Below are 7,371 nucleotides of genomic sequence, written 5' to 3'. Positions count from 1 at the left end.
TTTTGGGATACATACAGCCAATGCGGTATGTATGATAGAAAAGGTCGAAAAGAAAAAAAGAAAGGCAGCATAATCTAACTAAAATAACAGGAAAAACAGGAGAGGTTTTAACTTCCCCTAAAAAAGACATGTACATAATGCATGGGTGGGAAGGAAAAAATAAGAATATGTAAACAATATTCTACAAAAAAGATAGAAGACTGGGAGAGTTGAACGAAAAAATCAAGAGAAAAGCTCACGTAAAGCAAAGCTTTTCTCTTGATTTTTTAGAAAGAGGAACATTTACTGAATATCCCTTAATAAAGGGGCTGTCTGACTATTTTATTGTTAGACAGCCCCTCTTCTTATTTTAAGGACTTAAAGACTTTCCGGATATTTACTTTTTCAGTGTAAATATCAACCTTTCATCAGTTATGATTACTTATTCTGTTCTTTTTTCCATTTTTCATATCTCTTCAACACCTTGCTTCCATCTTTGTTATACCAACTATAACCATTTCGGCGTTCGTGTCCGATTTCCGATATATCATATTTTTTAATGCCATCACGGTCGCAGAAAAAAGGCCGGTTTGTTTCCAGATCATAAAAACGTGCCCAAAGAGTAGGACAGTCTTCACAGGGAACCATGCGATAGTCTTTTTTGCCATCACTGTTGGTGAAATATTCCTTCTGTATTCCTTTTATTTCAGACTTTTGGAACCATTTGATAGCACCTTCTATGGATTTTACAACGTCTGCAGATGGATGGGGAAGTGACATCAACAGTAATACAATATTGTCAGACTCTTGTCCGCTTAGTGACGGGAGTTCATAGGCACGTGCCTTACAGGGTTCCAAAGTGACACGGTCATGTTGGGCGCACCACACTGTTAACTCTCCATTTTGGCGCACCTGCGTTTTGAGTATACACTCTATCCCTTTATTAAATGCATTACGTGCTTGTTCACAGATATTGTCAGGAAGGAAAGTGTACGGAGCTTTCTTTTCGTATATGCTCCGAAGTTGATTCATGACTCTCACCATTGCATTGTCATTGTAGGTGATTTGTACATAATAACCTTTGGGACGCGGATAAAATTGAGGCCATCCACCGTTTTCATACTGCGATTTGAGCAGATATTGAATACCATTCAGCACTCCTTCTTTATATTTCTCCTTTTGCGTAGCCAGATAAAGCCGTGACAAATATTCTATTTCTGTCGTGGTGGCATTGTTGTCGATGGTGCTTTGGTTGGTATCTTCTTTAGCTTTTAGTGCCGCATTATATTCTTGTTCCGTCAGTTCTGCCGGCATATAGATATTCTTGGGCCAGCCTCCGGTCGTTTGTTGATAGAGTAACACGTTGTCACCGATGCGTTGGGCTTCTTCCGTCTTGAAGAAATCATCGTCAAATTTAGGGGCGATGTGTACCCATTCTTTGTAGTTCTGTTGTTTTCTGTAATCTGTTGCTTTTTGGGCTGAGGCGTTTGTCAGGATAAAAAGTAGCAGTAAGAAAAGACTTAGTTTTCTCATGGCTTTTATTATTTAATGTTTTTATAGTATGCAAATGTAGGAAGAAAGAAAAACATCGGTATGTAATAACTGTTTTTTATACAGTAAAAATTGGGTTAATCCTCCCGATAAGAAGATTAACCCAATAAAAAAATAAATGGAAACTACTTCCTTATTCCAGATACTTCGTAATCTTGCCGCTGATTTGCAACAGGGATATTTCGCAAAGTTTCGTGTTATATTCAGCAGAGAGGATGCGTTCCTCTGCATCTAACAAACTCTTTTGTGCTTCACGCACTTCAAAACCGGAGAGGTCCCCCTGTATATAACGGTCCATGGCAATATCGTGATTATCTTTGGCGGTTATCAGGTTTTGACGTTCCAGATTCAGCAATTGAAGATTGTTGCGATAGGCTTGCCATAGGTTACTGAGATCAGAGCGGAGTGCTAATTCCAAGTCCTGTCGTTCCAGGCGACGATTTTTGAAAGCCAGACTTGCATTTCTCTTTTCGCGGCGACGATTACCGTCGAAGATATTAAAACCGACAGTTATTCCGGCATTGAAGCCCAGTTCACCTCTTCTGCTGTTTGCATTGATGTCATATTTGTTGAACGTATATCCATATCCGGTATTTAATTTGAGATATGGATAGTTGCGTGAGTTTATTTTCTTGTAGTCCAATTGGGCAAGTACTGTGTTTTGATCGGCCTTGAGCAAAGAAGCATTGGTTGCTAACGTAGAATTCCACAAATCATCAAATTGTAAGTCGCTGTGTACGTCGATGGTGGAGTCTTTGATAATAATGTTTTGATTGACATTGTTGTTGGCCATCAGTTCATTCAACTGGATGCGTGAAGAATGTAGCAATTCCTGTTGTTTGATGTATTGGGCACTGTCTGCATTGAAATCCACTTTTGCCTGCTGATAATCCAGCCCTGAAAACTTACCGACCAGGTGACTAGCCTCGGCTATGCGCAAACGCTCTTTGGAAAGTGACATTGCATAATGAAAGTTTTTCAGACGAATCTTCTGCTGGATAAAATTATAGTATTCGGAAGTCAGGGCAGCAATAAAATCTTCAATAGCAATACGCGTGTTGGTTTCCCCCTGACGTTCCAGCTCTTTCAACTGTTTGTAGGTGGTACTGATATTGAATCCGTCGAAAATAGTCCAGTTGAGGTTAAGACCGACATTAACCGTCTGATCGTAGACTCCGTTGTTCTTTGTTATTTCTCCGGTAGCACGCGCCTTGGTCTCAATATTGTCGAGGTTTCCGGTATATCCGGCAGAGAAGTCCAGTGTAGGCAGGTAACCCGCATTTCCTAATGTTGCGTTGTTTTTGCTGATCTGCTCTTCGTTATGGATGATACGTAAAGAGTAATTGTTTTGCAATCCTTCTTCCAGACACTCCTTGAGAGTGAGAACTTGTGCCTTTGCAAAAGAGACTGATAAGAAGGCACATGCAATGGTGATATAAATGATGCGTTTCATGCAAATTCCTTTCTGTTTCATTCTTGTAGTTTTTTGATTCGGTTAGTCGAAATGTAACTGTAAATAGCCGGTACAATGTACATCGTAAGCAGAGTGGATACGACCATACCACCCACTACCGCCGTACCCATGGCAATACGCTGGTTACAACCTTCTCCGGTGGCAAATGCCAGCGGGATAAGTCCCAAAACCGTAGAGGCACTTGTCATCAGAATCGGACGGAGGCGTTGAAGGGCAGCATCTTTGATGGCACTCATTTTATCCTCTCCGGCTTCCTGTTTCTGATTGGCAAATTCTACAATAAGAATACCGTTCTTCGCTACCAGACCGATCAGCATGATAATACCGATCTGACTGAAAATATTCATCGTAATATCTCCGAAATACATAAAGACCAAAGCTCCGGCAATAGCCAGCGGCACTGTCAACATGATAATCAACGGATCTTTGAAACTTTCAAACTGGGCTGCCAGAATCAGGTAAATCAAAAGGATAGCCAGGATAAAGGCGAACATCAGACTGGATGAACTTTCACGATATTCTTTCGAGTCTCCCGACAGGGCAGTGCGGAAAGTGTCATCCAATGTTTCTTTGGCAATTTTATCCATTTCATCCAAGCCTTGCCCGATTGTTTTGCCGTCTGCCAATCCCGCAGAGATGGTAGCTGACACAAAACGATTATAACGATACAACTTTGGAGGTGCAATACCGCTTTCCAATTCAATCAAGTTGTCCAGCTGAATCATATCCCCGCTACTGCTACGGACGTAAATAGCTTTCAGGTCGGCCGGTTTGTTTCGTTGTTGGCGGTTGATTTCACCAAGAATTTCGTATTGTTTACCGTTCATATAGAAATATCCCATACGTTGGCCGCTTAATCCATATTGCAGCGTTTGAGCAATGTTTTTGGTACTTACTCCCATAATACTGGCCTTGTCGCGGTTGATCTGAATACGAGCTTCCGGTTTACTGAACTTCAAATCAACGTCCGCCATCTGGAAAACAGGATTCTCATATACTTTAGCCATAAACTTGGGCAACACTTCTTCCAGCTTTTCCAAATTGGTAGCCTGAAGTACATATTGTACAGGCATGCTTCCACGACGTCCGCCGAAAGAAGACTGCTGCTGTACGAATGAACGCGCCATTGTTTTCTTCCGTACCGCTTTTGATATTTTCTCTGCCACATCCATCTGGGTATAATTACGTTCATTCATATCCTTCAGTGTGATGCGCACGTTTCCGCTACCGCTGGATACACGGGCAGTTACAGCCTCTGCATCAGGCAGAATGGAGTCTACCAGTTGATTGATGTCTTCTGTGTAATCCCTGATATATTCATAGGTGACGCCTTCCGCTCCTCGTGTATTGATACTGATTTGCGAACGGTCTTCAAGTGGGGCCATTTCCGCAGGAACTGCATTCCACAGAATACCAATCAGGCAAATGGTGATGAAAGTAAATGGAAGAGCGATCCAGCGTTTACTAAGAAAAGCGGCAAGCGAACGGCTGTATAGCCGGTTCATTCCTTCAAAGAACGGTTCTGTTTTTGCATAGAACCAACTTTGTTTTTCCCGTTTAATGAGTAACTTCGTTGCCAACATCGGAGTGAAAGTCAATGCGGCGAATGAAGATATAATCACCGAACCCGAAATAACGATACTGAACTCACGGAATAATCGTCCCGTCATTCCATCCATAAAGACGATAGGGAAGAATACCGCTACCAGCGTAATAGTGGTGGAAATAACGGCAAAGAAAATTTCTTTGGCTCCTTCTATTCCCGCTTCTTTCGGAGCCATTCCTTTCTCTATACGGATGTAGATATTTTCCGTCATAACGATGGCGTCATCTACCACTAGTCCCACCGATAGTACGATGGCGAGCATGGAAAGCACATTGATGGAGAATCCTGCCAGATACATAACGAAGAAAGCACCGATAAGGGAAACGGGGATTACGATACAAGGCACCAACGTGACGCGCCAGTCACGCAGGAAGAGGAAGATAATGATGATTACAAGTACGAAAGCCTCATATACAGTGGACTTAACCTCATTGATAGACGCACGGATAAACTTGGTATTATCAAAACCATAATTATAGTGTACATCTTCCGGCAAGTCTTTTTTCATTTGCTCCATACGTTGGTATACAGCATCCGCAATCTCAATGTGGTTGGCTCCCGGCTGTGGAATGACTACGACACCCACCATAGGAACGCCGTTCATCTTCATATAACTCTTAATATCAGCCGGGCCCAGTTCAGCACGTCCGATATCACTGAATCGTACAATACGGTTATTCTCTTCTTTGACAATCAAGTCATTGAATTCATCTGCGGTATGCATCAATCCTAGTGTACGGATCGTCAACTCGGTGGTATTTCCTTCGATACTACCTGAAGGAAGTTCCACATTTTCGTTATCTACAGCGTTTTTAACATCGACGGGAGTGATACCGTAACCTGCCATCTTTACCGGGTCGAGCCAAAGGCGCATGGAGTAACGCTTCTCTCCCCAGATAGATACACTACTTACATCAGAAATAGTCTGTAATTGTTCTTTCACAGTCAGATCCGCTATTTCACTTAATTCCAACAGAGAACGTTTGTCACTCTGAAGAGCAACCATCAAGATAGGCATGGCATCGGCATCTGCTTTTGAAACTGTCGGTGGGTCACAGTCGCGAGGCAGATAACGTTGGGCACGTGAAACCTTGTCACGTACGTCGTTGGCCGCTGTTTCCAGATCGACGGACAATTCAAATTCTACAGTGATACGGCTTTGCCCCTGCTGGCTCACACTGGACAAAGAACGGATACCGGGAATACCGTTGATATTCTGTTCCAACGGTTCAGTTATCTGGTTTTCGATAACGTCGGCATTAGCTCCCGGATAAGAGCAGCTGACAGAAATAATCGGATTATCTACCGACGGATATTCGCGGACACCCAAATAGTTGTATCCGATGAATCCGAAAAGGAGGATAATAATCGTTAATACTGTGGCTAATACCGGGCGACGTATACTTAATTCGGAGATGTTCATTGATTTATGATTTCTGATTTCTGAATTATGATTTCTGAGTTATGGATTGAAGATTTCTGATTTTTGAATTCTGATTTCTGATTTCTGAATGTTTGCTGGATTCTGCTGACTTATAAATCATAAATTATTTGGCTTTATAAATCATAAATCAGAATTCATAAATCATAAATTCTCATTCTTCAATATTGTCAAGTGTTACGGCGAGTCCGGTACGGAGTTGCAATGTTCCTGAAGTGATGATTGTGTCTCCTACGTGCAATCCTCTAATCACTTGCACTTCAGATGCGGTGCGGATACCGGTAATAATATCCACCGGTTCGGCCTTTCCTGATTTATACAGATAGACTTTATCTTTACCCATTTCCGGCACAATTGCTTCCGTTGGGATGGCTATTGCATTAGGTATTTCATCCTTTTTCAACAGTACACTGGCATAACGGCCGGGAAGTAGGGTGCGATTGACATTCGGGTATAATGCACGGGCGGTAAATTGATGCAGATTCGGATCGATGGCAGATTCTACAGCGTATACCTGTGCGCCGAAAGCATCCAATGTTCCTTCAACGCTGAAATTGAGATTGGTTCCCTTTTTGATTTGCTTGGCATAACGTTCCGGAACGGAAAATTCAACCTTCAGTGGAGCGATTTTTGTTAGCTTGGCAACGACTGTGGTCGGAGATGCATACGTACCGATACTGACTTGGCGAAGTCCGATCACTCCGTCAAACGGAGCACGTAGCTCTGTCAGTTCAATATTAGCTTTGATAATCTCTATATCGGCATTCAGGGTTGCTAAATCCGTTTTCACCTGTTCGTAGGCTTCTTTACTGACAGCATCCCGTTTCAATAAAGCATCCTGGCGGAATACACGGTCTTCTGCCAGTTTCAATTGTGAAATCAACCTTTGCAATTGTGCCTGCAACTGCCTGTCATTCACTTTGGCTAGTAATTGGCCTTTCTTTACGGCTGTTCCTTCTTCAAAGTTGATTTCTACAATCTTTCCCGATGTTTCGAAAGATAAATCCACTTCTTCATCGGGTAGAAGTACACCAGTAGTGGTGAACTCATCTGTCAGAGATTGTGGTTTTATGACCTTGGCATTTACATTTAAAACTTGTTTCCCTCTTTTTTTATTACTGCCCATCACTTTGTCGGCGGCTGCTAGTTCGTCGTTTTTTTTCGGTAATTGTGAGTAGATTCCTCCACCGATAATCCCGGCACCAACAAGAATAATGATGCCCCATTTAGTCTTCTTATTCATGGTTTAGTATTGTATATGGCAATTATATTGTACATCTTCAAAAATTAGACTTTCCCTGATGGGAAAGGTTTAAAGAA

4 protein-coding genes are annotated in these 7,371 nt (G+C 42.2%); all 4 read right to left on the bottom strand.

The features are described from left to right. Nucleotides 1–417: 417 nt before the first annotated feature. The gene (pelA, locus tag HMPREF0106_RS04145; protein ID WP_004306527.1) at nt 418–1,512 is read right to left on the bottom strand and encodes a pectate lyase; all 1,095 of its coding nucleotides are present in this window, start codon (nt 1,510–1,512) and stop codon (nt 418–420) included. A gap of 151 nt (nt 1,513–1,663) precedes the next feature. Then, a complete protein-coding gene (locus HMPREF0106_RS04150; RefSeq protein WP_004306530.1) occupies nt 1,664–3,004 on the bottom strand; it encodes a TolC family protein in 1,341 nt (446 codons plus the stop codon). Next, nucleotides 3,001–6,033 carry an efflux RND transporter permease subunit gene (locus HMPREF0106_RS04155; RefSeq protein ID WP_009040887.1) on the bottom strand — a complete coding sequence of 1,011 codons (3,033 nt, stop codon included), beginning with the start codon at nt 6,031–6,033 and terminating at the stop codon, nt 3,001–3,003. Before HMPREF0106_RS04155 ends, HMPREF0106_RS04150 begins: the two co-directional genes overlap by 4 nt. 172 nt (nt 6,034–6,205) lie before the next feature. Beyond that, entirely contained in the window at nt 6,206–7,294 is a 1,089-nt protein-coding gene (locus HMPREF0106_RS04160) for an efflux RND transporter periplasmic adaptor subunit (RefSeq protein WP_004316320.1), read from the bottom strand. Nucleotides 7,295–7,371: the final 77 nt, after the last annotated feature.

The organism is Bacteroides sp. D22 (assembly GCF_000163675.1).
Taxonomy (GTDB): Bacteria; Bacteroidota; Bacteroidia; order Bacteroidales; family Bacteroidaceae; genus Bacteroides; species Bacteroides xylanisolvens.
The sequence above is the reverse complement of the archived record's forward strand: the minus strand, read 5'-3'. Positions and strand labels throughout refer to the sequence as shown.